Annotated in this window: 19 protein-coding genes and 2 pseudogenes; 10 read left to right on the top strand and 11 right to left on the bottom strand. The window is 67.8% G+C overall.

Translation table 11 applies throughout. From position 1 onward, the window contains the following. Positions 1–225 precede the first annotated feature (225 nt). The 4 genes from ABD340_RS02190 to ABD340_RS02205 all read left to right on the top strand — a co-directional run bounded on the left by ABD340_RS02190 (position 226) and on the right by ABD340_RS02205 (position 3495). A complete protein-coding gene (locus tag ABD340_RS02190; protein WP_344587136.1) occupies positions 226–468 on the top strand; it encodes a transposase in 243 nt (80 codons plus the stop codon). Positions 469–576: 108 nt separating this feature from the next. Then, positions 577–957: an IS3 family transposase gene (locus ABD340_RS02195; RefSeq protein ID WP_344586622.1), complete on the top strand. Its 381-nt coding sequence runs from the start codon at positions 577–579 to the stop codon at positions 955–957. A gap of 510 nt (positions 958–1467) precedes the next feature. Further along, positions 1468–2919 carry a group II intron reverse transcriptase/maturase gene (ltrA, locus tag ABD340_RS02200; protein WP_344586624.1) on the top strand — a complete coding sequence of 484 codons (1452 nt, stop codon included), beginning with the start codon at positions 1468–1470 and terminating at the stop codon, positions 2917–2919. A gap of 264 nt (positions 2920–3183) precedes the next feature. Then, the gene (locus ABD340_RS02205) at positions 3184–3495 is read left to right on the top strand and encodes an integrase core domain-containing protein (RefSeq protein WP_344586625.1); all 312 of its coding nucleotides are present in this window, start codon (positions 3184–3186) and stop codon (positions 3493–3495) included. A gap of 791 nt (positions 3496–4286) precedes the next feature. Here ABD340_RS02205 and ABD340_RS47850 read toward each other — a convergent pair. The 4 genes and pseudogenes from ABD340_RS47850 to ABD340_RS02220 all read right to left on the bottom strand — a co-directional run. After that, positions 4287–4439, bottom strand: a pseudogene (locus ABD340_RS47850) (hypothetical protein); the annotation flags it as partial. 37 nt (positions 4440–4476) lie between these two features. Then, positions 4477–5064 carry an alpha/beta fold hydrolase gene (locus ABD340_RS02210; protein WP_344586626.1) on the bottom strand — a complete coding sequence of 196 codons (588 nt, stop codon included), beginning with the start codon at positions 5062–5064 and terminating at the stop codon, positions 4477–4479. 151 nt (positions 5065–5215) lie between these two features. Further along, positions 5216–6592, bottom strand: a complete 1377-nt coding sequence (locus tag ABD340_RS02215) for an SLC13 family permease (RefSeq protein WP_344586627.1) — start codon at positions 6590–6592, stop codon at positions 5216–5218. Then, entirely contained in the window at positions 6582–7916 is a 1335-nt protein-coding gene (locus ABD340_RS02220; protein WP_344587138.1) for a CaiB/BaiF CoA transferase family protein, read from the bottom strand. Before ABD340_RS02220 ends, ABD340_RS02215 begins: the two co-directional genes overlap by 11 nt. 132 nt (positions 7917–8048) lie before the next feature. Here ABD340_RS02220 and ABD340_RS02225 point away from each other — a divergent pair, with 132 nt between their 5' ends. Continuing rightward, entirely contained in the window at positions 8049–9683 is a 1635-nt protein-coding gene (locus tag ABD340_RS02225; protein ID WP_344586628.1) for a PucR family transcriptional regulator, read from the top strand. 3 nt (positions 9684–9686) lie between these two features. Here the strand turns inward: ABD340_RS02225 and ABD340_RS02230 are convergent, their stop codons facing one another. Together ABD340_RS02230 and ABD340_RS02235 are read right to left on the bottom strand one after the other, a co-directional pair. Further along, positions 9687–12530 carry an FAD-binding and (Fe-S)-binding domain-containing protein gene (locus ABD340_RS02230; RefSeq protein WP_344586629.1) on the bottom strand — a complete coding sequence of 948 codons (2844 nt, stop codon included), beginning with the start codon at positions 12528–12530 and terminating at the stop codon, positions 9687–9689. Then, positions 12527–13453 (bottom strand): PaaI family thioesterase, encoded by a 927-nt coding sequence (locus ABD340_RS02235; protein WP_344586630.1) that lies wholly within the window; start codon positions 13451–13453, stop codon positions 12527–12529. The genes ABD340_RS02230 and ABD340_RS02235 overlap by 4 nt, the downstream gene beginning before the upstream one ends. Positions 13454–13637: 184 nt before the next feature. On the opposite strand from ABD340_RS02235, the gene ABD340_RS02240 reads away from it, so the two are divergent. Then, positions 13638–14318: a haloacid dehalogenase type II gene (locus ABD340_RS02240; RefSeq protein WP_344586632.1), complete on the top strand. Its 681-nt coding sequence runs from the start codon at positions 13638–13640 to the stop codon at positions 14316–14318. Here the strand turns inward: ABD340_RS02240 and ABD340_RS02245 are convergent. Then, positions 14315–14569: pseudogene (locus ABD340_RS02245) on the bottom strand (IS630 family transposase); the annotation flags it as partial. The gene ABD340_RS02240 and the pseudogene ABD340_RS02245 sit on opposite strands and share 4 nt — an antisense overlap. Before the next feature lie 408 nt (positions 14570–14977). After that, complete coding sequence (locus tag ABD340_RS02250) at positions 14978–17236, bottom strand: Orn/Lys/Arg family decarboxylase (protein WP_344586633.1); 2259 nt, start codon at positions 17234–17236, stop codon at positions 14978–14980. A gap of 419 nt (positions 17237–17655) precedes the next feature. On the opposite strand from ABD340_RS02250, the gene ABD340_RS02255 reads away from it, so the two are divergent. From ABD340_RS02255 to tatA, 3 genes are all read left to right on the top strand, one after another. Further along, positions 17656–18744: an integrase core domain-containing protein gene (locus ABD340_RS02255; RefSeq protein ID WP_344586634.1), complete on the top strand. Its 1089-nt coding sequence runs from the start codon at positions 17656–17658 to the stop codon at positions 18742–18744. A 78-nt stretch (positions 18745–18822) separates the two neighbouring features. Further along, positions 18823–19608 (top strand): NAD(P)/FAD-dependent oxidoreductase, encoded by a 786-nt coding sequence (locus ABD340_RS02260; protein ID WP_344586635.1) that lies wholly within the window; start codon positions 18823–18825, stop codon positions 19606–19608. A gap of 22 nt (positions 19609–19630) precedes the next feature. Next, on the top strand, positions 19631–20068 hold the full coding sequence (gene tatA / locus ABD340_RS47855) for a Sec-independent protein translocase subunit TatA (RefSeq protein ID WP_425547303.1): 438 nt from the start codon (positions 19631–19633) through the stop codon (positions 20066–20068). On the opposite strand, the gene ABD340_RS02270 is transcribed toward tatA, so the two are convergent. From ABD340_RS02270 to ABD340_RS02280, 3 genes are all read right to left on the bottom strand, one after another. Then, on the bottom strand, positions 20032–20766 hold the full coding sequence (locus tag ABD340_RS02270; RefSeq protein WP_344586636.1) for an ABC transporter ATP-binding protein: 735 nt from the start codon (positions 20764–20766) through the stop codon (positions 20032–20034). The genes tatA and ABD340_RS02270 overlap by 37 nt on opposite strands. A gap of 137 nt (positions 20767–20903) precedes the next feature. Further along, positions 20904–21974, bottom strand: coding sequence for a winged helix DNA-binding domain-containing protein (locus tag ABD340_RS02275; RefSeq protein ID WP_344586637.1), 1071 nt, complete (start codon positions 21972–21974; stop codon positions 20904–20906). 64 nt (positions 21975–22038) lie between these two features. Next, the gene (locus ABD340_RS02280; protein ID WP_344586638.1) at positions 22039–23034 is read right to left on the bottom strand and encodes a helix-turn-helix transcriptional regulator; all 996 of its coding nucleotides are present in this window, start codon (positions 23032–23034) and stop codon (positions 22039–22041) included. A gap of 63 nt (positions 23035–23097) precedes the next feature. On the opposite strand from ABD340_RS02280, the gene ABD340_RS02285 reads away from it, so the two are divergent. Further along, complete coding sequence (locus tag ABD340_RS02285; protein WP_344586640.1) at positions 23098–24216, top strand: epoxide hydrolase family protein; 1119 nt, start codon at positions 23098–23100, stop codon at positions 24214–24216. The last annotated feature ends 53 nt before the right edge of the window (positions 24217–24269 follow it).

Genomic DNA, 24269 nt, shown 5'->3' on the forward strand with positions numbered 1-24269 from the left:
TCCGCGCCCTGAGCGAACGGGGCGCCGCCGCGCTCAAGCAATGGCGCATTCGGCGCAAGGCCCGGTGCTCACCCAGCCACCTGACCACCGTCGTTCAGACCGTTCTCACTCTTCACCGCCAAGTCAGCTGAGGATGGAATCAGCTCAGGGATCCGCATGACTCACGGCACCGCCATCCAGGCCTGAGGTTCCCCCCGTTCGGCGGCCACGTGACCTGAGTTGGCCGTGCTGGCCCGGACCGGTGACAAAGTTTCAGCGCTGGCCAAGAGCCTGGGAATCAGCCAGTCCTGTTTGAGTAACTGGGTCCGCCAGGCCGACGCCGGTGACGGCCGCTCGGACGGGCTGACCAGCCAGGAGAAGAAAGAACTGGTCGAGCTGCGCCGCAAGACCCGGCAGCTGGAGTTGGAGAACCAGATCCTCAAGCAGGCGGCCGCCTACTTCGCGCGTGAGAACGTGGTCCCAAAATAAAGTACTCGCTGGTCTACGAGTTGGCCGCTCAGGGTGTTCCTGTCGCGGTGGCCTGCCGAGTCCCGGGGTGTTTCCCGTTCGGGCTATAAGGACTGGGCAGGCCGGCCCGTGTCGCTGCGTGAGCAGCGCAACGCCGAGCTGGTGAAGATGGTTCGCGCCATTCATGAAGAGTCGAGGTTCAGTTACGGGTCGCCGCGGGTGCATGCCGAGTTGACGCTGGGGTTGGGTGAGCCGATCAACCGCAAGCGGGTCGAGCGGCTGATGCGCCAGGCCGGCATTCAGGGGATCCACCGGCGCCGGGGCCGCCGCAACCAGGTGAACGAGGCCACCGAGGAGGACCTGGTCAGCCGCGACTTCGCCGTCGACGCGCCAGACCTGCTGTGGGTCACCGACATCGAGCGCCACGAGGCGCTGACGAATCGTGCGGTGGTGAAAGGACACCGCCCCTGGTCTGTCGCAGCGGGCCGGGTGAAGCAGAGGGCAGCCTGAACCGGGAGGTGCCGGGGAGGGCGGGAAGCAGCCCTGTCAACGACGAGGCGGGTCAGAACTGCCAGATGGCCCGTGCTCGGCAAGCGAGACGGAAAGGCGCACGTCAGGAACCAGCGGCTGAACGCTCCTCAAGAGCCACCAGCTCGAACCTGGCGGATCGGGGCTGGGTAGCAGCGCGCACCCGCACGGCACTGTGGTGCGGGGAACTTCTGGGCCGGTTGATGTCGCCGGTCGGGAGGCCGCGGTGAAGGTCTGCGGCGTAGCCGTGGCGATGCTGCAGGGGCATAGCTGGGCGCCGACCCCGTCGAACGGTTCGACAGTGAACGTGGGAACCATCCTGGTGGCCCCCGACCTGGATCGCAGCCGGCGATCTGGTGGGAAGGCCCGCCGTCGGCTGACGCCGCCGGGGTGGGGCGGAGGACCCGTAGTAGTCCGGGACCGGGAAAGCCGGTCACATGGCCAAGGGGTCCAGCATGTTCGCGGCATGGGTGCTGATCCCGGAGGCCGCTGGTGAATACCGGCGCGTCGTGGCCCGGTCTGGATGAGGCCGAGGTGCGAGTACGGGCGATGCAACGCAAGCTGCACCGATGGGCGAAGGCCGATCCTGGCCGTCGCTTCGATGATCTGCGTAACCTCGTCTATGACCCGGCGTTCATGGTGGTGGCCTGGAGCCGGGTGCGGGGCAACAAGGGCGCACGAACGGCCGGAGTCGATGGCATCGCGCCCCGCGATATCGGCTTCGCCGCGGCGGAACTGCTGGGCGGGCTGCGAGACGACCTCAAGGCCAACCGGTTCGTTCCATGTCCGGTGCGGGAGAAGGCGATCCCCAAGGCGTCGGGCAAGGTCCGGCGCCTGGGGATCCCCACGACCGCGGACCGGATCGTGCAGGCCGCGTTGAAACTGGTGCTTGAGCCGATTTTCGAGGCGGACTTCCAGCCGTGTTCCTACGGCTTCCGCCCGAGACGCCGGGCTCAGGACGCGATCGCCGAGATCCATTACCTCGCCTCACCCAATCGGAGCTACGAGTGGGTGTTCGAGGGTGATATCACGGCGTGCTTCGATGAGATCTCGCACCCGGCCCTGATGGGGCGGGTGCGGGCACGTATCGCAGACAAACGTGTCCTGGCCTGGATCGCGGCGTTCTTGCGCGCGGGCGTCCTGTCCGAGGACGGCCTGAACCGCGAGACGATCACCGGCACACCCCAGGGCGGGATCCTGTCACCGCTGCTGGCCAACATCGCCCTGTCGGTCCTGGACGAGCACTTTGCCGCCAAGTGGAAGGCGCTCGGCCCGGAATGGACACGCGCCAAGCACCGACGCGCCGGAGGTGCGGTCATGAAGATCGTCCGCTACGCCGACGACTTCGTGGTCATGCTCGCCGGGCAACGCGCCGACGCCGAAGCGCTCTGGGACGAGGTCAGCGCGGTCCTGGCACCGATGGGCCTGCGCCTGTCGGCGGAGAAGACCAGGGTCTGCCACATCGACGAGGGCTTTGATTTCCTCGGCTGGCGCATCCAGCGCCGAGCCTGGCGAAACCGAAGCGGCAAACGAGCTGTCTACACCTACCCCTCGAAGAAGGCCCTGGCCTCGATCGTGGACAAGATACGGACGCTCACCCGCTGCCGGAGTCATCGAACACTGGCCGACCTGCTGCGCCGGCTCAACCCGGTGCTGCGGGGATGGTGCAACTATTTCCGCCACGGGGTCTCGTCCCGGACATTCGGCTACATCGACCACTTCGCCTTCTGGCGAGTGGTCGGCTGGCTCCGGAAACGCCACCTCGGGCTGAACATGCACACCCTCATCCGGCGCTTCGCGCCGGGCTGGCAGATCCAAGCCGAAGGGATCGAGATGTTCCGCCCCGAGACGGTAGTAATCGAACGCTACCGATACCGGGGCACTCGCATCCCCACCCCATGGTCGCCAGCCGAGACGCCAGGAACACCCGCACCAGCGGCATGAACACGTGGAGAGCCGGATGCGGCGACGAGTCGCACGTCCGGTTCGGAGGGCGGGCCGCAGAAACCCACCGGTCGAAAGACCGGCAGGGCGCTGCGGTCCGACCCCTACACCGAGCACGCCACCAGACAGGGAAAGTTGTACTGCGCCGTGGTGCTGGACTGCTTCTCCCGCGGATCATCGGCCATTCCATCGATATTCGACAGACCAGCACCTTGGTCATCGACGCGATGGCCGTGGCGGTGGCACGCCGCGAACCGACCGCCCGTGCGACGACTCCTTGAACCTAAGCAGTACACATCCTGGGCGTTCGGGAAGCGTCTGCGGGATGCCGGGCTGCTCGGATCGATGGGCACGGTCGGCGACTGCTACGACAATTCCATGATGGAGTCGTTCTGGGGAACGATGCAGCTCGAACTGCTCGACGTCAAAGAATGGCAATCACGCGCCGAGTTGGCCGCCGTAATGTTTGAGTGGATCGAGTGCTGGTATAACCTGTTCCGACGGCATTCCAGCATTGGAATGCTCAGCCCGGTCACCTTCGAGGAACAGTACCAAGCCTCACAGACCGGTCACTGACCCATCTCACCCCAGCTGGCCGCGCTCCGGGGGGAAGTTCAGGCCCGGGCGCTGGCCGAGTGCAAAAACCCAGTCCATACTTCGAGGCCGTTGAACGGGCCCGCGCTGACCTCGGGCGCTGCGGTCCACAGGCTGAGTGGCCAGTGCCCGGGAAGGTGCTGCGGGTCGCACGGTTGACATCAGCCGATTAGTCGTCCTCTGGCCATATCTCCGTGGGCCAGAGGTCGATGAGATGTTCTTCGTGGGGCTCTGTGCCCATGTTGCTGCCGCGGTCTGCGCGGCCGGGACTGTCTTCTTGGGGTCTTTCTGGCTGATCTCTTATGTATATGCGCACAGGATAGATGCCGGGGCCAAAGTTTGCCAGGTTGGAAAATTCTTCTGGAGTGCCGCCGCCCCATTTTTGTGATGTTGATTTCGCTATCTTCGGTCTCGATCTCGCTGTCTTCGGACCGGTCCCATCCGGTGAGGAAATCGGGTTGCCCTTCATGCACGCGTACGGTGAGGAGGACGTGGCCGTAGTCGGTTCGTGAAGTGATGTACACGGAGCCAGGGTCGGCGTCGTTGCTGAGTATGGTGTCCGTTTTTCCGGGGGGTTCGGGCGTGCTGGCCCCGGTGCACATCAGGTAATACTGGCTGTAGGAAACTCTCACTGATCCGGTGAATATCAGAGGGTATTCCATGGTATTTCCCGATGGGCTGAAAGGTGTGGGCTGGGCGGCCTGGAGAATACCCCAAGGCTGCCCGGCCCACACCTCATGCGGATGCTTGCGTTCTGGCTGCGTCCGGGTCGATCAGGGGTCGATCCTCACCCAGAAGTAGTCTCGATCCAGCATCCGGTAGGCCCCGAAGAAGATTGCCAGTTCGTTGCCGGAGTTGGAGTTGTGCTTCGCGTTGATGTCTCGGACGGAGGTGTCTCCCCGGCCCTGGTATGCGGCGCCCTCATAGGCGTGCGCGAAGGGGAACTCATCGCACGAGGTGCCGTTAGGCCCGGGAGGACGGCTTGAGGTGTCGCTGCCGTTCGGCGGATGTCATGGTCGGATCTCCGAAGATCCGGGACCGGGCTGGGTCGTTGCCCCACTCGGGGGTGTAGAAGAGTTCGACCATGGTGGCCAGTCGGGCGCGCTTGTCGGGGTTCGCGAGTGCCCTGCGGACGTCGTTGTCGCGTTCGGTCGCGTGCGGCCCTCCTGGGGACGTGCAAGCGAGGATGAGGGAAAGCACCCGGGATGGGTGGCGGCCTGCGAGGATCTGCGCGACACGACCACCCATGGAGGTTCCGTATACGTGCGCCGTATCGATACCGAGGTCTTCAAGAACGGCGACGGCGTCGTCCGCAAGCAGCTGAGTGGTCAGGTCTCCGTTGGGCGCGGTGGTTTGGCCGGTTCCGCGGTAATCCATGGTGACGGTCCTGTACCGGTTCTGGTGCCGGTCCCGTAATCCAGTCCACCAGTCGTGGGAGCTGGCTTGCCCTTGGAGGAGCAATAGTGCGGGTCCACCGGCCGGACCTGCGACTTGGACCTCGAGACGGGCGCCATCAGGCCGCCCCACGTGCAGGACCTCGATCGTGGACACCTCGTTCGCCTCCTTTCTGCTGCTTGGGCGGCTCTGTCCGGGCGGCAGCGTGCTCAACCGACTGGCGTCGATGGTGCGAGCGGCGTGGTCTCGGCTGTGGTCGCCGGGGACTGTGTGACTGTGCCCGTCCCCTGCGACCAGGTGCGGCGGGTCAGGCAGCCGACGGCAGCACCAGGACCAGGAATGTCACGATCGGAGCAATGATGATGAGGGAAAGCCCCCAGCGCATGAGCCCGGAGAACACCTTCGAGCGTTTGTCCTCCTCGGCGTTCGCGACTGCCAGAGCGCCCATCGTCGACAGCGGGCTGCAGTCGACCACCGAACTTGACACAGCGAGCGCGATGATGAACGCAGTGACACCGATCTGGTCGGTCAGCAGGAACGGCGTGGCGAGCGGAACCACGACCCCCAGAAGGGCGGTCGTGGACGCGAAGGCGGAGACCACCGCTCCGATGAAGAGGATAACGATGGCCGCGAGGAGGGGGGCGTCGAAGTCGGCGATGCCGCTGCCGAGCCAGTCGATGGTGCCTTGGTCCTGGAGCAGGGAGACGTAGGTGATGATTCCGCAGATCAGCAGCACCGTGGGCCATGCGACCTTGCCGACGGCCTCCTGGGCGGACTTGGTGAAGATCAGTGAGAGCGCGACGGCGATTGTCAGTGATACAAACCCGACGTCGAGGTCGAAGACGAGGGTCATGAAGACCACGCCGAGGATGCCTGTCATGGTGCACAACTGCTCGAGGCTGAATCGCCCGTTGCCGGTGGGCTCGTTCGCGTCTCCGGACGTAGTGCCGCTCCCGGCGGTGTGGCCGGTGGAGTTTTCCGCGGGTCCTCCGGTCGCGACAATCGTTTCGCCGCCGACAGAACCGGCAGTGACGGGGACGGTCTTGGTGACGGCGGTGGTAGTGGAGTGTGTCCGCCGGGACATCAAGTCGCGGCCGCCGAGGGTGAGGAACGCGATGCCGGCGAGGACGAACGTGGTGAAGAATGTGCCGGCGAACAGGAGCCCGGGGTTGTTGGGCAGTCCGGCCTTGTCGCCGAGGTCGTTGACGATTACGCCGTAGATGCCGATGGGCGAGAACCCGCCGGCTGTGGTCCCCTGGATCACCATCATGCTCATCATCACGCGGTTGATCCGGTGCTTGGCGGCGAACTTGAGCGCGATCGGGATGACGATGGCACAGGCGGCCGGGGCGGCGGCGCCGACGGCGGTGAGTGCGGCGGGGACCAGGAACATCGTCCATGGGACGAGTCCGGTGCGGCCTCGGACGGTAACGACGGCCGCCTGGACGAGCTTCTCAACGGTGCCGTTGTAGCCGGCGATGCCGAACAGATAGGTGACGCCGACGAGGATGACGAACATCGAGCCGGGGAACCCGGCGAGGACGGTCTCGACGTCGACGTCGTAGATGAGCCATCCGACGAGGAACGCGCCGACTAGGGCGATGGCGCCCATGTTCACCGGGCGCAGCGTGCCCAACAAGAAGATGACTACGAACACGCTGAGGGCGAGGACTTCAACTGGCATGGTGCTCACCATTCCGGTTGCCCGAAGGCAGCTTGCTTTCACTGCGGGGCGGGCCAGAGGGGGTTGATTCGCTGCGGCTGCTGTCCGAGACAGCGTTAGGGGCGGTGTCGTCTTCGCTAAGTTCTGCGAGGACGGCGTCGGTGTGCTCACCGAGGCCAGGCACGGCAGGTGACGGCTGGTGGCTGTTGCGGAGGTTGAACGGAGAGCGGACGGTCGGGGCGACCCCGCCGCGGGTCCGGATCGACATCCACCGTTCGCGCGCGGCCAGTTGGGGGTGGTCGACCAGGCCCTGGAGGTCGTTGACCTCGCCACACGGGATGGCCGAGGCGAGGAGCCGCCGAACCGCTTCGTCGTGACCGATACCTGTTAGGAGCTCCTCGATGCGCGGCTCTAGGGTGGCGCGGTTGCGGACCCGGTCGGCGTTGGTCGCGAAGTCTGGGTGCTCAGCCAATTCGGGCGCCTCGAGGACGTCGCACAGGGACTGCCAGTGCGAGGTGGTTTGGATGGCGAAGTTGACCGACGTGCCAACCCCGGTGCGGTACACGCCGTAGGGGACCATCATGTTGTGCCGGGCGCCCTCGCGGCGCGGAGTGCTATCGGCGTGGATCTGGTGGAAGGCCGGGACCATCATCCATTCGGAAATGCAGTCCAGCATCGAGATCTCGACGTACCTGCCGGCGCCGGTGCTCGAACGGTCGAAGAGCGCGGCCTGGACGGCGGCGAGGGCGTACATGGCGGTGCACATGTCGACCACGGAGATGCCGACCTTGACTGGTCTGTCTTCGGTGCCGGTGACGGCCATCAGTCCCGACTCGCCCTGGACGAGCAGGTCGAACGCCTTACGCTCGGCCATCGGGCCGGTCGAGCCATAGCCCGTGATCTGGCAGTTGACCAGCTGCGGATTGAGGGCGGCGAGGTGGTCGGAGTCGAACCCGAGTCGGTTCATCGCTCCGGGCCCGAGGTTGTGAACCAGCACGTCAGCCCGGCCGACGAACTGCTCGAAGTGGGCGCGCCCGTCCTCGGAGCGCAGGTCGAGGACGACGCTCCGCTTGCCGTAGTTGGCCCACGCGAAGTACGCGGAGTCACCGGAGACGACCGAGTCGTACCCGCGGGCCAAATCGCCAGAAGGCGCCTCGATCTTGACGACGTCGGCGCCGAGGTCGGCCAGATGCCGGGCGCATAGGGGGGCAGAGACGGCGTGCCCAACCTCGACCACCTTGATGCCCTGCAGTGGCGTCCCAAGCTCGCGGCGCGAGTCGCCGCCAGTGATCGTCGTGCCGGCGGTAGTCGTGCTGATGGTCGGAGTGACCCTGGAGTGTGTCATCACGCGTGGCTCCCGCCCGGCTTGCTGGATGTGTTGCCAGTCACACTATGAACGCCGCCGGGCAGGGACGACGGGCAGAACTACGACGTCGACATCGCAGCGTTGGGGCTTCCTCCAAAGGGCTGGACAGGGGTGACCGACGATCACCACCGCGCCTACACTCGCCTGACCGTCCTGGTAGATGGTCGATTGGCCGACGAAGGCTGGAGGTGGGTCGTGCTGCTCTCAGAACTCCTGCACGCCATCGGCGAGGGCCCGCTGCGCACTCGCGGCAAGGCGGAGTTCGACCTCGACCTGAACGAGGTCCTTCTCGACGACGGTGTCACTCCTCTCGGCCCCGGGCAGGTCGTCCTGGGCATCCGGCCGGGCACCGAGCAGCACCTTCTCGACCGGGCCGTGGCGGCAGGCTGCCAGGCCGTGGTCGTCGCAACCGGCGCGGCAGCCGAACCGCGCGAGGGCGTCGTGGTGCTCGAGTCCGACGTGGCGTGGACGCAGCTGTTCGTGTTGGTGCGAACCATGTTGCTCGCCTCGCACGACGAGGCCATAGACGACAGCGGCCCGACCTCGGTCCACGGCCTGGCGGATGCGGTCGCAGTGATGGTCGGAGGGTCGGTGGTCCTTTACGACCGCGCCCACCGGGTCATCGCGTACGCCGTCCAGGGCCACGAGATCGACCACGTGCGTCGCGATGCCATCTTGGGCCGGCGGACTCCGGACCAATGGATCCGACGGTTCACGATCGACCGGACCGCCTACCAGACCTACTCCGAGCCTGGGAAGGTCGTGCGGGTCGCCGACTACGCGGGCCTTCACACCAGGCTGCGTATCGCAGTGCACACCGGTAATGAGGTCATCGGGGAGATCTCGGTCGCGGAGGGTGCCAACCCGTTCCCGTCGCACGCCGAGCACGCGCTGCAGCGCGCTGCACGGCTGGCGGTGCCGGTGATGCTGCGACACCGCCGCGCACAGGATGTGGAGAGGACCACCCGTGAGCACGCCGTCCGGCAGCTACTCTGGGAGGGGGTTCTGTCGGCGCACACGTTCGGCGACAGGCAGGAAGCTCACGAGGTGTTGGTCCTCGGGTTCGGTCTCCACTCTGAGCCGGAGCCGAGGAGCGGACCGAGCGACGAACTGGTCAGTGAGCGGTTCGTGCACTTCCTGTCGCTGCACCTGGGCACCATCGAGCCCGCGGCCCTGGTTGCCCAACTCGATGGCGTTTACTGGGCGGTCGTGCCAGCCGGCGAGGCCACTGCCGAGCGGCTCGCGAAGAGTGCGGGGGCAGCGCTTGGCCATCTGGGCCTTATGGGGGTGCGCGCGAATGCGGCGCTCGGACCCCGGGCCGTAAGGCCTGACATGGTGCCGGCGGCCAAACGCATCGTCGAGGACCTCCTGGCCGCCGCCCGATCCGCCGGCGGCAATGGCCGAGTGATGACGCCAGACAGCAGCTGGGCCGAGCTCGTCCTGGCTGCCGCGTGTCGCGGCCTGGCCGAAGGCGGTGTCTCCCGTGGCCCCATCGAGGCGCTCGTCGAGCACGACCGGCGCAGCGACTCCGACCTGGTCGGGACGCTCGCGGTGTTCCTCGACGAGTTCGGGTCTGTCTCAGCCTCGGCGTCGAGACTGTTCCTGCACCCGAACACGCTGCGGCACCGTATCCAGCGCATCACCGAGGTCTCCGGTTTCGACTTCAACGACTCAAACCAGCGCCTCGCTGCGGCCATCGTGCTGCGCGGGGCTCACATCGAGAAACCCCGCAGCGCGGAGAGCTGAGGGTCAGCGGTCCAGGAGTTGGGCGAGGTGCACGCTGGGTCGATCGCGTAGGTCGGCGACCTGGGTGCGGCAAGAGAAGCCGTCCGCCAGGACCACCGCGTCGGGTGCGGCGTCAAGCGCGGGGAGCAGATTCTGCTCGGCGACGGCGACGGAGACCTCGTAATGGCCGAGCTCGACACCGAAGTTGCCTGCGAGGCCGCAGCAGCCTGCGAGGGTTCGAACGGTCGCGCCGGTCTTGGCGAGTAGGTCGGCGTCGGTCCTCCACCCGAGGACGGCGTGGTGGTGGCAGTGGGGCTGGGCGATGACCTCGACGCCGGTCAGGTCGGGCGGGCTCCAGCCGGGCGTCGAGGTGAGGAACTCGGCGAGCGTCGTCACGGCGCCGGCGACTATGGCACCGTCGGGATGGTCGGGCAGCAACTCGTGGATGTCGGAGCGGAGCACGGCGATGCACGAAGGTTCGATGCCGATGATCGGAACCCGTGCCCGGGCGTCCGCGGCAAGGGTGCCGACGGTGCGCCTGAGGATCTTGCGGGCGGTGTCGAGCTGTCCGGTGGTGATCCAGGTCAGTCCACAGCACACCGGCCGGGAGGCGAGCCGCGGCTCGTAGCCCGCTGCGTGCAGGACCCGAACGGTCGCCTCTGCCACCTCGGGTGAGAACGCGTCGGAGAACGAGTCCGCGAACAGCACCACCGGCTTCAGGTCAGTCTGGCTGCCGTGTCGAGCGGGGGTGAAGGTGCGGTGGAACGGCCGCCGCGCGAACGCAGGAACAGAACGGCGCTTGTCGACCCCGGCGAGCCACAGCAGCAGACGCCCGATAACGGGGAGCCGGACTGCGGCGTTGGCCAGGCGGGGGGTGCGGCCCGCCAGCCGCGCCCAGAACGGCAGCCTCCCTAGCGTGTAGTGCGACCGCGGCCGCAGGCGCCGCCGGTACGTCTGGTGGAGGACCTCTGACTTGTAGGTGGCCATATCGATGCCGGTCGGGCAGTCCGAGGCACAGCCCTTGCAAGACAGGCACAGATCCATGGCGTCGCGCACGGACGGGTGCGACCAGGGCAGCTCACCACGAACGACCTCCTGCAACACCCGCGCCCGGCCGCGGGTGGAGTCCTTCTCCTCGCGGCTGGCGAGATAGGAGGGGCACATGACACCGCCAGCAGCGGAATTGTCGGCGCGACACTTCCCAACGCCAGAGCAGCGGTGAACGGCTTGTCCGAGGTCACCGTCGTCATGGGGGTAAGCCATCGCGAGCCGACTGAGCGGGAACGTCCCGGAGAGCCGGATGTTCGCGTCAACCGGGTCGGGGTCGACCAGGACGCCTGGGTTAAGGAGATTGGTGGGGTCGAAGGCGTGCTTGACGCCAGCGAACAAGGAGATGGCGTCGGCGGAGTACATGTACGGCAGCAGCTCGGAACGGGCACGGCCGTCGCCGTGCTCCCCGGACAAGGAGCCGCCGAACTCGCCGACCAGGCGGGCAGCGTCGGTGAGGAACTCACGGAGCACCGTGGTGCCGTCGGGCCGGTTGAGTGGGAAGTCGAGTCGGACGTGCACGCAGCCGTCGGCGAAGTGCCCGTACGGCACGGAGGTCATCGTGTGGGAGGCGACGAGCTCATCGAACCGGGCGAGGTACGCGCCGAGCCGCTCGGGCGGGACGGCAGCATCCTCCCACCCTGGCCACGCGGGAGAGTCGGCCGGGGAGCGTCCAGCCAGCCCCGCGCCGTCCTCGCGGACGCGCCACAGCCGTGCCTGGGTGGCGGGATCGGTGACGACGGCGGCGTCGTCGGCGATCCCTGAGCGGGCGAGTGCCTGGGCGCGGGCGAAGACCTCGTCCTGGTCCTCACCGGCGACTTCGACGAACAGCCACGCGCGTCCCATCGGCAGGGAAGGCGTCGCCGCGGTGCCGCGGCGTGCTCGGAGCACGTCGAGTAGGCGCGAGTCGAGTCCCTCGCAGGAGGTCGGGCGGTGGGCAACGACGGCGGGGGCAGCCTCACCGGCGGCGACGATGTCGGGGAACCCGAGGACCACCATCATCCGGACGGGGGTGTCGACGATGAGGTTCACGGTCGCCTGGGTGATGACTCCGAGCGTGCCTTCGGACCCGACGAGCGCCCGGGTGAGGTCAAAACGCTCAGGTAGCAGGTACTGGGCGGCGTAGCCGGAGACCTGCCGCCCGAACCGGTCGAGTTCGGTCCGCGCCGTCGCGAGATGGGTTGCCATGACGTTGCGGACGTTCTCGATGACGGCGTCGGCGCCGGACCAGGTCGGCTTACCGGTCGCGGCGCGACCGGTCGTGTACCCAGTGGTGAGCCGATCGCCCGCGGCGGTGAGGAGCTCGAGGCCGGCGACGTTGTCGGACGTCCGGCCGTAGGCAAGCGAGCGGGACCCGCAGGCGTTGTTGCCGATCATTCCACCGATGGTGCAACGGGCGTGGGTGGACGGGTCGGGGCCGAACCGAACCCCGTGCGCGATGGCCGCACGCTGCAGCACCGCGTGCACGACGCCGGGCTCAACGACCGCGGTCCGTGCCTCTGGGTCCACCGCGAGGACCCGGTTCAGATGGCGCGAAAAGTCGAGCACGATACCCGGACCGACCGCGTTCCCCGCTGTGGACGTTCCGGCGCCACGCGATGTCAAAGGCAGCCCGGTCTGGCGGGCCACTGCCAGGGTCGCGGCGACTTCGTCGACGTGTCGCGGCCGGACGACCGCGAGTGGCGGAACGCGGTACAGGGAGGCATCGGAGGCGTACATGCCGCGGGTGCCGGCATCAGCGCGTACCTCCAGTCCGGCGCGCTTGAGAGCATCGACGACTTCGCGGTTGTCCTGTTCGGGCTTCATACTCGCGGTGGTCACCGCCTGAAAATGGTCGTGACGTGGCAGCGGACCCGACCGTCCTGGACGAGGACGACGCTCGCGATCAGGGAACGGCCGCCCGCGCGCAAGATCGTGACCTCGGGGACGAGAAGGTCGTCGAGGTCGGCGCCATCGATGAACTCGATGGTGCCCGTCACCAAGGCGTCGACCGGGAACGCGCCGGCCTGCCCGGCTGCGAGCACGGCGGTGGTGAACAACGCACCCCCTTGAATGTGACCCAGGCGGTTGGCCATCAGAGGGGTGGGGGTGAGTGCCAACTCGGTGACAGCGGTCAGCTGCTCAGCAACGTGTCTCGTGCCCCAAGCGCAGTCAGGGGTGCCGGCGGCGTGCGACGCGATGCACGCGACCAGAGACTCGTCGCCGAGAGCCGAGGCGGCGTCCACGTCGTCGACCGCCCGCAATGGGGCATTGGCGTCCTCGACGAGCGGGATATCCCATGGCATGGCGCGTCCGGGCCCGTCGTACGGCAGTCTCGGGAGCGCGAATACGCCGACGGCGTCGCCGATGACCTCCCCGTCAGCGGTGTGTAGCCGGGTGCGGGCGGTCGCGGTGCGCTCAAGCTGCACGGCGCGCTCGGCATCGGCCCACTCCACCTCGCGGATCCGGCCGGGTGCCAGCTGAAGGGTCATCGAGATGGTCGGCATCGGGAGCGCGAGGCCAACCCGATTACGGATAGCTCCACCCAGGGCGAGGTCGGCGAGCATGGCGAATTCCAAGATGCCGGCACCGCCGGCCATCAGTGGCCGGCCAGGGTCCAGCGTGAGGGTGTAGCCGCCGACGTCCGTGGGCTTCCGGTGCAATCCGGCGAGGTGTCCAAGCGGGGGTGCTCCGGTCTGGGCGCTCGAGGCGAGATCGCAGCGGATCGAGGCGGTGATATCGCCAGAACTGGTGTGCGCGGGCATGAGCCCATACTGGCTTCAGCAACGATCCGGACCTATGGAACATCGCACCACGTGGCCGGGCCGGGAGTGTGCCTTTGTCCAATGCCGTAGAGGCCCGGGCATTCATAGCGTCGTGATGCAGCGAGCCGCATTAACAAGGGAGTAACTCGTGAGCATCGAAGACATCCGCGACGTCAAGGCCGTGATGTTCGACTTCTACGGCACCGTCGTGGACATGCAGGGCAGTCTGACGCGCGCCATCACGCCGTACCTGGAGAAAAAGGGGTACGACAAAAACCCGCCTGGGCGCCTGGTCACCTGGTGGCGCCGCACGCACTTCGAGAACTCGATGATCGACGCTCTCCTGCACCGCGACCACACCCCGTACCGCCAGATCGGCTTCGAGGCCCTGGACTACACCCTTGAGCGGGCCGGAATCGAGCACAACGACGTCGAGGTCCGCGAACTTGTCAACGAGATCACCCGCCTCGACCCCTTCCCGGACGTCGTCCAGGCGCTCACGGACATGAAGAATCACGGCCTGAAGCTCTACCTCCTGTCCAACGGTGACCCGGATCTCCTCGCCGCCGGTGTGCCGTTCTCCGGCACCGATCACCTGTGGGATCGGGTCATCTCGGTCGCGGAGGCGGACTCGTTCAAGCCGCACCAGAAGACCTACCAGACCGCCGCGTCACTGCTCGGTCTCGGCCGGGGCGAGATTCTGTTCGTCGCGAACCACGCGTTCGACTGCATCGGCGCGAAGGCCGCCGGCCTGCGGTCGGCGTTCATCGACCGCCGCAAGCGCCCATTCGGCAACAGTCGCTACCCGGCTGATGTGAAGGTCTCAGACATGGCTGAACTCGCCAGTGTGCTTAAAAGGCCCTAGTGTCGTGAGTCGTTAATTCGTTGGCAGTATGCGGCGAGGGTTTCGAGGATCTCGTCAGCGGTCTTGGTCCACACGAACGGTTTTGGGTCCTTGTTCCACTCGTTGACCCAGCTGCGGACGTCGCGTTCCAGTTCGATGACGCTGCGGTGGGCGGAGCGGCGCAGTTTGCGGTTGGTGAGCTCGGCGAACCGGCGCTCGACCAGGTTGAGCCAGGACGAGCTGGTCGGGGTGAAGTGCAGGTGGAACCGGGGGGTGCGTCCACGGGGGTGGTGTACGAGTTTCCGCAGGTGAAGAGCGCGGCGTCGTGACGTGAGAGGCCACCGTGTGATCCTTCGAATCGACCAAGAACCGAAGGAGACTTGGAGATCTCGGTCGACGTCGAACGCTACATCGGCTGGACGAAGGGTTCGGCGCGCAGCACGTTCCAGGGCGTGCCCCTGGAGATCTGGGCCGGCCGGGACAATCCCTCGCCTCGCGGGGCCGTCACGGCATGGTGGCGATCATTGCGCGGGTTTGCCGCCCGTGCCTCAATGCCCCTCCAGGAGCTCCTTGTCGCGGGGTCGCCGATCGCGCGCCTGGACGAGGTGAAGGCCGTGCGGGCGCCGGGGGCCGGCGGGCGCCCCCCGATCACCGAGACGATGACCGACGTCCCACCCGCATCAGGTGGTGATGCACTCGATCCAGTAGCGGCCGCCGGAGTCGCGGTGGGCTCCGTGGATGTCGGTGGCCAGGAAGGGGAAGGCGCGGTCGAAGTCCTCCAGGGCGCGCAGATAGCTCATCAGGGCGCCGTCGCCGGGGCCGGTCGACTCGCCGGGCATCAGCATCGGGATGCCGGGCGGGGTGACGACGACGGTGGCGGCCGCGGTCCGGCCGGCCAGCTCGCTCAGCGGAACCCGCCCCGTCCTCGACCGGATCAGGGCCTGGTAGCAGTCGGCCGGGGTGAGCATGGGTTCGGGCAGATCGGTGAAGACCTGGTCGAGCAGGACATCCAGCTTCGCCGCGCGGAGTTTGTCGTGGACCTGGGCGCACAGGCCGCGCAGGGTCACCCCGGATGGGCCGAACCCGGGCAGGGCCTGTGCCAGGGGCACGTTGCCGTCGTAGGCGTTCTTGAAGTCGATGAGCGCGTCGATCAAGGTGCCCCATTTGCCCTTGGTGATGCCGATCGAGAACAGCACCAGCAGGGTGTGGTCGCCGGTCTTCTCCACCACGATGCCGCGGCGCTCCAGGTAGGCGGCCACGATCCGGGCGGGTATGCCCCATTCGGTGGTGCCGGCACAGGCGTCCGCGCCGGGACAGGTGATCGTCACCTTGATCGGATCGAGCATGCAGTGGCCGTCGTCCAGGCCGTCGAAGCCGTGCCAGGCGGCCCCTGGCTCCAGCGTCCAGCAACCGGGCTCGGAGGACAGCAGCTCCAGGCCGGCGTCCTCGAACGGCACCGTGTAACCGGTGCGGGGATCGGTCACCTGCGGGGGCTGCCACACGCCGAAGAACCAGTCAGGGCGGGTGCCCTCCTCGCGGATACGGCCGGCCAGCCGCACCATCGCCTGCCGGAAGCGGACCGCCTCCAGGATCGCCTCACCGGTCAGGAACGGCCCCGACGGCCCGTCCATCATCGCCGCCGCCACGTCCAACGAGGCGATCATCGGGTAGAGCGGCGAGGTGCTGGCGTGCATCAGGTACGTCTCGTTGAACCGGTCATGGTCCACCGGCGCCCGCGGCGACGGCCGCATGTGCAGCATCGACGACTGCGACAGCGCCGCCAGCAGCTTGTGCGTCGACTGGGTGGCGAACACCGTCGGGCGCTGCGGCCCGGCCAGGGACCGTTCGTCGACCGCCATCCCGTAGCGGCGCTCGTACAGCGGATTGAACCGGGCATAGGCGAACCACGCCTCGTCGAAATGCACCCGCGGAACCGACGCGCTCAGCAGCTCCGCGACCCGGACGGCGTCATAGCACAGGCCGTCGTAGGTCGAATTGGTGATCACCGCGTAGGCGGGCTCGCGGCCGGCCGCCCCGGCGGTGAACCGATGGCCCGCCAGCCGGCCGGCGACGGCCGGTCCCGACAGCGTCCCGGCCGGGATCGGGCCGGCCAGGCCGAGCCCGTTGCGTTCGGGGACCAGGTAGACGGGGCGGGCGCCGCTGATGGCCAGGGCGTGCTGGACGGACTTGTGGCAGTTGCGGTCGACCAGCGCCAGCTCGTCGCGGGCGACCGCGTGATGGCCGACGATGCGGTTGGCCGTGGAGTTGCCGTTGACGACGAAGAACGTCCGCTCGGCGCCGAAGATCCGGGCGGCGTTGCGCTCGGCGTCGCCGATCGGGCCGGTGTGCTCCAGCGGCGATCCCAGTTCGGGCACCGAGATGGACAGGTCGGTGCGCAGCAGCCGCTCGCCGTAGTAGTCGAAGAACGCCCGGCCCACCGGCGACTTCAGGAACGCGACCCCGCCGGCGTGGGCGGGGGTGTGCCAGGAGTAGCGGTGGCTTTCGTCCAGGCGCCGCAGCGCCTCGAAGAACGGCGGGAGCATCCGGTGGGCGTACTCCTCGGCCGCGTGCGCGATGCGCCCGGCGATGAAGCCGGGGGTGTCCTCCAGCGGGAAGACATAGCCCTGGATCACCTCGTACACCCACAGCGGCACGTCGCGCGGCTCGTGCTCGGCGGTCAGCAGGAAGACCGGCAGGCGGTGGAACCGCTTGGTCACCGCCTTCATCACCTCTTCGGCTCCGGGGGCCTCCCACCCGGCCACGACCGCGGTGAGCGTCGCGTCGGAGCGGATCACCGCCAGCGCGTCGGCGCCGCGATGCGTCCAGCGGACCCGCAGCCCGTGCTCGTCCATCGCGGCGCCGACGCGGCGCAGCTGCTCGGCGATCGCCGAGTCGGCGTCGGGCCGCTCGTCGACGGCGAGGAGAATCATTCGTTCCATCGCGGGACCTCCACCTCGCCGGAGCCGGGGATCCCCGGCTCCGGCGGAAACTTCGCGTATTCGAACCGCTGCGAAAAGTAACAGTAGCGGTGATCGACGCATAGTGGCCGCAAAGTCGCCATGAGTGACGGTCATGTCAGAGTTGCCGCAACCCGGGGTAAGTTCACCTACCTCGAAGGGAGGCCGAGCCTCCGGACGGAAGCGACCCGGCGCGCGTGGTCCGCCGCCGCCGCGTGGACGAACCCCCGAGCTGGAACGCCCGCCGCGGTCGAAGGTTCCCCGCCGTCCAGGATGAGATGTTTCACGGTCATGTGGACGAAACGCATGTGAGATCGTGTGCCGCTCGAAAACTCGGTGGGTTGCCGCGACCTGGGGGTTTCGATGCGGGATCAGTGTCCTTGCTGGGACCATCTCTCGAGGTGCTGTTGTCGCTGATCTACCGCATGCTCAGATGTCTGCTCGGCTTGCTGATAATGCTGCTTCGGTCAGACTTGTCCAAGGAGGTCGAACTCCTGGTGCTGCGGCACGAGAACCAGGAGCTGCGCCGGCAGGTACCCAGCCGGCCACAGCGGGATCACCTCGACCGGCTCTGGTCGGCGGCGTTGTCCCGGCTGGTTCACCGCCGCCGGTGGGCCGAAGTTTTTCCGGTCACTCCGGCCACGATCCTGCGCTGGCACCGTCACCTGGTCGCCCAGAAGTGGACTTACACCGACCGGCGCCGGCCGGGACGGCCGCCTACCGGCATTTCGATCAAGATGCTGATTCTTCGCATGGCGCGGGCGAACCCGACCTGGGGGCACCGGAGAATCCAGGGTGAACTCGCCCGGCTCGGGTACACGATCGCCGCGTCCACCGTATGGGAGATCCTGCACGCCGCCGGCATGGGTCCCGCTCCCCGGCGTGCAGACCCGACGTGGCGGCAGTTTCTGACCGCCCAGGCTCACGCGATTATCGCCTGCGACTTCCTGGTCGTGGAGACGGTACTGCTCAAGCGGCTGTACGTGCTGGTGTTCATCGAGCACGGAACCCGCAGACTCCACTTGGGCGGCGTGACGGTGCACCCGACCGGGACCTGGGTGGTGCAGCAGGCCCGCAACCTGGCCATGGAGCTGGGCGACCGCATCGACTCGCTGCGGTGTCTGATTCACGATCGTGATCCGCTCTTCACGACCGCGTTCGGGGAGGTGTTCAGGGCTGACGGGCTGCGGGTCATCACCACCCTGCCGCGGACGCCGCGGATAAACGCCATCTGCGAGCGCGTCATCGGCACCCTCCGCCGCGAGATTCTGGACCGTACCCTGATCCTCGGCGTACGCCACCTGGCCCTGGTGATCGGTGAATACCTGATCCACTACAACCGCCACCGGCCGCACCAGTCCCGACAGCAGCGCCCGCCGGACACCGAACCGCAGCCGATCCGGGCAACTGCCGAACCCATCGACCTACGCCGCATCCGCCGAAAACGTGTCGTCACAGGCTTGATCAGCGAATATCACCACGCCGCATAACCACAGGTCAGACCATGTGACCCAATAGGCGAGCGGTACACCCGCTGGCGGCGCGCCCTCAACCGCCGCGTCCCCGCCGTGCAGCGACTCTCCCGCCTTGCGCTGTTCCTGTGGTTCGAACTCGTGCTCAATCCCGCCCTGGTCTCCCCGCGCGGCCGCCGCCTGCTGTCGGCACCGGTCCGCGCCCTGTGCAACCTGGCCCTTCAGTCCGTGCGCGATCCTTCTCTGCGTGAGCGGCTCACACCCCGCTACGAGCCCGGCTGCAAGCGCATCCTGACCTCCAGCGACTACTACGCCACCCTGGACCGGCCCAACGTCCGCGTCGTCGACCGTCCCATCGCCGAGGTCACCCGCCACGGGGTCCGTACCGCCGATGGTGACCACTACACCGTGGACACCATCATCTGGGCCACCGGGTTCCGCTCCCAGGACTTCGTCGCGCCCATGCGCGTAACAGGCCTGCACGGAATCGAGCTGTCCACCGCCTGGAAGGACGGCGCCCGCGCCTACCTCGGCCTCGCCGTCCCCGGCTTCCCCAACTTCTTGCTCATGTACGGGCCCAACACCAACGTGGGCTCGGGCTCCATCGTCCACATGCTCGAAAGCCAGACCGCCTACATCGTGCAAGCCGCCCGCCTACTCGCCGGCGGCGTCAACAACATGGACCTACGCCAGGACGTCCACGACCGCTTCGACGTCGCCGCCCAGCACCGCCTGGCCACCTCGGTCTGGAACCAGGGAGGCTGCGACAGCTGGTACCTCAACGCTGACCACCGCAACACCAACAACTGGCCCGGCTACATGACCGGCTACCGCCTCAGGACGCGCCGTCTGGACCCCTCCGACTACCACCTACACCCCTGAGAACGCAGAAAAAGGAATCCGCATGGCCAACTTCGCAACCACCGAGATCCTCATCGTCCTCCTCGTCATCATGCTGCTGTTCGGCTCCACCAAACTTCCGCAGCTGGCACGCTCACTTGGCAGATCCGTCCGCATCCTCAAGGCCGAAACCAAAGGCCTCCACGACGACGAACCACTCGAGGACCCGCCGCACGCATCACGACCAGACAGGCGGCGAGACCAAGCCCCTCAGCTGCGCGAAGAAGCCACCGACCCCGAACGCCAAGCCACCGCTCACCACCCGACGCCACAAGAGCCTCTACCGAAACCGGGGCGCTTCAACGCCGATCGGGTTGCTTGGCAGGGCGCGCATCTTGCGCCATTCGCCGGCCAAGGCGCGGGTGGGACCCGGCACCGCGCTCGCCTGCTCGGTGATGACGGTGCTCACCGCTGGTTGCCGTCCGCTTCGCCGGCGCGGTAACGGACCGCGTCGGCGGTGAGCCTGACGTAGGCGTCTTCGAGGGTGGTGTCGTCGGCCAGGTCTCCGATGTCGAACTGGTCCAGGAGCCTTCCGGCGCCGATAACGGCGATGCGGTCGGCGGTCTGCTGCATCTCGGCCATGAGGTGGCTGGAGACCAGCACGCAGCGGCCTTCCGCGGCGAGTCTCCGTGTCAGATGGCGGACCCAGCGCACGCCATCGGGGTCGAGCCCGTTGACCGGCTCATCGAGAATCAGCGTTCCGGGGTCGCCCAGCAGCGCGGCGGCGATCCTCAGACGCTGGCGCATCCCCAGCGAGAAAGCTCCGATGCGCCGCGTGGCCACCGGGGCGAGGCCGACCTCCTCAAGCAGGTCATCGGCGCGCGTGTCAGGGATGCGGCCCGCGGCGGCCAGCCACCGCAGATGAGCTCGGGCGGTCATCCCCGCCGGCGTGCCACCCGCCTCCAGCACCGCCCCGACGACACGTTGAGGGGCGGCGTGCTCACGCAGCGGGCGACCGTCGATCGTGGCGCTACCCGAGCTGGCCCGGTCCAGGCCCAGCACGATCCGCATGGTCGTGGGCTTGCCTGCACCGTTGGGCCCGAGGAAGCCCGTCACCTGCCCGGCCGGTGCGGTGAACGACAGGTCATCGACTGCGGGGATCCCGCGGTAGCGCTTCTGGAGCCGTCTGGTCTCGATCATGCTGTCGAGCAAAGCCTGACCAGGGACTTCACCGCCATCCGTCGTTCGTCGGCCATGAGTTCACGAAAGTCGATCGAGCGGATTCCGCGGCCCGTCACCGCCGACCGCGCCGCCGCCCTGGAATCCGCCCGCTTCGATCAGGCGATCTGGGCGGTGCGCGCCTCGATGAATGGGAGCATGCGTTCCGCCTCTTCGAGCACCGCGTCGGGGTCGGTCAAGGGACGGAACGGCGAAATGAGCACGGTGCCTTCCTTCAGCGCCCACGTGCCGCCGACGAAGCCGTCCACAAGGAACGTCGCAACGCCGCCCGAGGCCGCCGGGGCGATGCGCCTGCGATCCTCTTCGCTGATCATCCGCGTACGGTCCTTGTGGCCGAGCAGGACGTTGTCGAACGCGGGCAGGAACCGCACCGGGGCCGGCAGATCGGGGTCGGCGAGCGTCGCCTCGGGCACGTCGAACAGCTCCTTGCCGTCTTCGTTCCGGTAGCCGCGCAGGCGCGGCCTGAGCCCCTCCACCACCTCGCGCAGGCGCGTCACACCGGCCCAGGCCTGCACGTCCATGACGCTCGCCGGCCCGAAAGCCGCCAGGTACCGCAGGATCATCGTCTCGAGCCGCCGTTGCGGGGCCATGGGGATGCCCGTCCATTCCTCCGCGAGGGCCACCTCGATCGAGGACCGGTTCCGCCACGTTCCCCAGACACCGGCCGACGTGCCGTGGACGAGCGGCTCCAGGATTTCCACCGCATCGGCGAGCCGCCTCGCGTGGCGTCCGGGGAACCGCTCCCCGAGGGACCGGGCGAGCTCGCGCCGGGTCAGCGTCCGGCCGCCGAGCACCTCCCGGCCGATCCGCGCCAGCTCGTCGTGATCGAGTCCCTCGATCTCCTGGGCGTAGTAGGCGTGCCGCAGGGCGACGCCGACGATGGGCTCGACCGCGGGCCTCAGCCAGGCGAAGTCATCGGCGCACACCAGGTGCACGGTCCTGCGGATCACCGTCGAACGCACCACGCTCCGATCGTGGATCAGCGCTTCCAGGTGGTCGTGCCGGAAGCCGTCGATGCGCGTCCACAGCCCGACGTACGGCCAGTTGGGCTCCTGCCCTTGAACGGCGACCAAATGCCGAACCATCTCCAGGGGCGCGCGCGAGGTACGGCTCAGCAGGAACTGCCGGTCCAGGAGCGTACGGTTGAGGGTGCGCTGAGAGAGGATCAATGCTCCGCCTTCATGAGGGCTACGGCGTTTCACCGGCTGATCCTGGTGACGACACTCCCATAGATCAACGGTCACGCTCAGGGGCGCTTTCAGTGGGTGAGGACGGTGGTGGGGCCGTCGCTTCCGCGAGGCGGGTGGCGAGCGTTCGGATGTGTTCGACCAGTTCGGGCGGCTCGTGCGCGGTGAAGGGAGTGCCTATCAGCGCCACCCACAGGGCTAGTTCGTCGAGCGAGTTGGAGCCGCAGGTCAGCATGCACGTCTGTGCGTCGATGGGTTCGATCGTGCCGGTGGTCGGAGCGATGCGCTCGGTGACGGTGGCGGCGGGCGCGTGCACGGTGAAGCGGCCCTGGTAGCGGTAGGGCGCGGTCGAGATCGCGTGTGAGGTGTATCCGGCGAGACCGGTGTCGGGCGGGTCGCGAGGGGCGAACCGCGGGCCGTTGGGTGTGCGCAGGTGGAGCCGGTCGAGGCGGAAGGTGCGCCAGTCCGCACGGTCGGTGTCGTAGGCGACCAGGTACCTGCGGCGTCCGGTGGTCACGAGGCGGTACGGCTCTGCCAGGCGCCTGGACCGGCCTCCATCATGGGTGCGGTAGTCGAACCGCAGGCTCTCGTGATCGCGGCAGGCCGCCGCGATCACGGTCAGCGTGTCCGGATCGACCTCGGGCCCGCCGGCCGTCATCGGGACCGTCATCGACTGCAGCGCGCGTACGCGGTGCCGCAGCCGGGACGGCAGCACCCGCTCCAGTTTGGCCAGCGCCCGCATCGAGCTGTCTTCGATGCCGGTCACGGTGCCGCCTGCGGCGGTGCGCAGCCCCACCGCGACCGCCACCGCCTCCTCATCGTCCAGCAGCAGCGGCGGCAGACTGGATCCGGCGCCGAGCCGGTATCCGGACGCTCCCGCGACGGCGTGCACGGTATAGCCGAGCTCGCGCAGGCGTTCCACGTCGCGGCGGACGGTGCGCGTGCTCACACCCAGCCGGCTCGACAACTCGCCCCCCGACCACTGGCGATGGGTCTGCAGCAACGACAGCAGTTTGAGTAGACGAGCCGAGGTCTCCACCATGCCTTCGACTCTGCCACACACCTAGGACCGATCCTGTCCTAGCCCGCAATTAGCGTCTGGGCCATGGCAAACGACTTCGAGATTCACCCATTCAGCATCCAGATCCCGCAAGCGGAGCTGGATGATCTACGCGACCGGCTGGGCCGTACTCGCTGGCCGAGCGAGATCGACGGTCAGGGGTGGAGCCGCGGTGTCCCGGTCGGGTACCTCAAGGAACTGGCCGCCTACTGGGCCGACGGCTACGACTGGCGGGCCTGGGAGGCGAGGCTGAACACCTATCCGCAGTTCACCACCGAGATAGACGAGCAAAACATCCATTTCCTCCATATCCGCTCCGACAGCCCCGACGCTCTGCCGTTGATCCTCACCCACGGCTGGCCCGGCTCGGTCGTGGAGTTCCGCAACCTGATCGAGCCGCTGTCGCGGGACTTCCACCTGGTCATCCCGTCGATCCCCGGCTTCGGCTTCTCCGGCCCGACCGGCGAGGCCGGCTGGACGACCGAGCGCATCGCCGCGGCCTGGGCCGAGCTCATGCGCCGCCTCGGCTACGACCGCTACGGCGCGCAGGGCGGCGACTTCGGCGGGGGGATCTCCCGCGCGCTGGGCCTGGCCGCCCCCGGCAACGTCGTCGCCGTGCACGTCAACGGCGGCACGACCTACCCCAGCGCCGAAGAGGACGACCCCACGCTCACCGACCTCGAACGCGCCCGCGTCCGGCGCATGCACAAGTTCATGAGCGAGGCCGGCGGCTACATCGCCATCCAGCCCACCCGGCCGCAGACCCTCGCCTACGGCCTGACCGACTCGCCTGTGGGCCAGCTCGCCTGGATCGTCGACAAGATCAGGGACATGACCGACCTGGCCAAGGAGCTTCCGCACGAGGCGATCGACCGCGACCTGCTGCTCACCGATGTCACGATCTACTGGCTGACCGGCACGGCGGGCTCCTCCGCGACGCTCTACTACGAGGACGCGCAGAGCTGGGGCGAGCAGGAGCCCTCCCCGGTGCCGACGGCCGTCGCGCTGTTCACCGTCCAGGACATTGCGCTGCGCCGGGATGAAGAAAAGGTCAACAACGTCCTGCGCTGGTCGGAGTTCGACCGCGGCGGCCACTTCGCCGCGATGGAGGCACCCGACCTGCTAGTCGACGACATCCGCGAGTTCTTCACCGCCTACCGGTAACGGGCCGACCAAGGCCGAGCCCGTGGCGATCGCGCGTGGCGGTCGCGCATGCC

The sequence above is a fragment of the Actinomadura vinacea genome (assembly GCF_039532545.1).
Classification (GTDB): Bacteria; Actinomycetota; Actinomycetes; order Streptosporangiales; family Streptosporangiaceae; genus Spirillospora; species Spirillospora vinacea.

Coding starts and splice junctions, on each gene's coding strand:
- ABD340_RS02215 (WP_344586627.1), bottom strand. CDS start 6,592: ATGCCAGTTGAAGTCCTCGCCCTCAGCGTGTTCGTAGTCATCTTCTTG.
- ABD340_RS02220 (WP_344587138.1), bottom strand. CDS start 7,916: ATGACACACTCCAGGGTCACTCCGACCATCAGCACGACTACCGCCGGC.
- ABD340_RS02235 (WP_344586630.1), bottom strand. CDS start 13,453: ATGCCCGCGCACACCAGTTCTGGCGATATCACCGCCTCGATCCGCTGC.
- ABD340_RS02240 (WP_344586632.1), top strand. CDS start 13,638: ATGTTCGACTTCTACGGCACCGTCGTGGACATGCAGGGCAGTCTGACG.
- ABD340_RS02250 (WP_344586633.1), bottom strand. CDS start 17,236: ATGGAACGAATGATTCTCCTCGCCGTCGACGAGCGGCCCGACGCCGAC.
- tatA (WP_425547303.1), top strand. CDS start 19,631: ATGGCCAACTTCGCAACCACCGAGATCCTCATCGTCCTCCTCGTCATC.
- ABD340_RS02270 (WP_344586636.1), bottom strand. CDS start 20,766: ATGATCGAGACCAGACGGCTCCAGAAGCGCTACCGCGGGATCCCCGCA.
- ABD340_RS02280 (WP_344586638.1), bottom strand. CDS start 23,034: ATGGTGGAGACCTCGGCTCGTCTACTCAAACTGCTGTCGTTGCTGCAG.
- ABD340_RS02285 (WP_344586640.1), top strand. CDS start 23,098: ATGGCAAACGACTTCGAGATTCACCCATTCAGCATCCAGATCCCGCAA.